Genomic DNA, 1,430 nt, shown 5'->3' with positions numbered 1-1,430 from the left:
GATGGTTTTAGGCGGTGCGGTGACACGCTTGAATACGCGTTCGCAGATTTTGGTTAAGTTGGGTAACTTCTGTAAACATATCTTGCCTTATATGTGGTTGTATAAGCTGTTTGCCTACATTGTGATGCCTCAACGAAGTCAGCGTGAATCAAGGCATTTGTTTATTCGAGAAGCAAAGAAGCTGTGCCAAAAAGAGTTTAAACGCTGGTTTATTCTTGCCGCGGATGTAAACCCATTGATGAAGTACTTCAAAGACAGAGAGTTACCCATACCGACATTGTATTTGATGGGTGATAGAGACTATATGTTCATCCAACCGGTGAAAGAGATGGTTGCAGCGCATAAGCTCAGTATCTTGCGTGAAATTCCAAACTGCGGTCATGTCTGCAATGTAGAGCGTCCTGAAGATTTTAACCAACACTCTATCGAATTTATAAAGCAACAAAGTATCGTCGCCTAGCCATCAATATAGACACCTGAAATGCGAGAATAGGGGAACGATCATGGCTCCCCAATTTGATATCCACATTGCCAACACGCACCAAACTGTCATTCGTTGTGTTCAAGACAATGAGGACATTGCCAGTCTTCATATATGTTGCTTTGTGACTGCTGCCTAAATGCTTCAATAATTGAGTGAGCTTTCAATTGCTGTTCTGGATCTAATAGCCAAACATAAGGATCAGTATCATCGCCAAAAGGAAGCTCACCTTTCAGACCAAAAAGTCCTTCTCCACGCACCTCACAGCATATATCTTCAGTTTTTAATAGTTCACATACGATGTGCGCTTCTGCTGGATTTTTCGCGATAAAGATTTTCATCAAATACTGCCATTTGGCTGAGTAGGGGTTGGCTTGACCTTATTCATAACCCATTTTACGAGTATTGGAAACAGCCCCAGCAAACCAAAAGATGCTAATACCGTCGGGGATACGATACCAGAAAGGCTATCAATGGTTGCTAACTGAGTACCAGCGTTAAGGTAAACGGCAGTACCAGGGAGCATGCCTATTTGACTGGTTAAATAAAAGCGCGCAATGCTCATAGGTGTTAATCCCATCAGTAGGTTGATGAGGAAAAATGGGAACACTGGAATCAAGCGCAAAGAAAACAGATAAAACGCGCCATCCTTTTTTACTCCTTGGTTAATCGCAACAAGCTTTTCCCCAAATCTCGATTGAACCCAATCCCTAAGCAAATATCGGCTACTCAAAAAAGCTAAGGTCGCACCGATCGTACTGGCAAAAGAAACTAAAAGTAAGCTAAACCAAAACCCAAACAAAGCTGCGCCTAGCAAAGTAACCACTGCTGCTCCGGGAATAGAAAATGCGGTAATCGCAACATACGCTAAAAAATACACCGTGGCGGCATAGACGATGTTGGCTTCGATGAATGAATTGAGTGCTTCTTGCTGCGCTTTTGCGTTTTC

Annotated in this window: 3 protein-coding genes; 1 reads left to right on the top strand and 2 read right to left on the bottom strand. The window is 42.7% G+C overall.

Annotated features, from left to right (window positions below):
• On the top strand, positions 1 to 460 hold a 460-nt coding region (locus R8269_RS24360; RefSeq protein WP_318222793.1), incomplete at its 5' end, for an alpha/beta hydrolase.
• Positions 461 to 549: 89 nt separating this feature from the next.
• Here the strand turns inward: R8269_RS24360 and R8269_RS24355 are convergent.
• On the bottom strand, positions 550 to 822 hold the full coding sequence (locus R8269_RS24355; RefSeq protein ID WP_318222792.1) for a putative signal transducing protein: 273 nt from the start codon (positions 820 to 822) through the stop codon (positions 550 to 552).
• Positions 822 to 1,430: TVP38/TMEM64 family protein (locus R8269_RS24350; RefSeq protein WP_318222791.1), on the bottom strand; the 609-nt coding region annotated here is incomplete at its 5' end. The genes R8269_RS24355 and R8269_RS24350, both read right to left, overlap by 1 nt.

It is taken from the genome of Vibrio sp. Vb0667 (assembly GCF_033391095.1).
The sequence above is the reverse complement of the archived record's forward strand: the minus strand, read 5'-3'. Positions and strand labels throughout refer to the sequence as shown.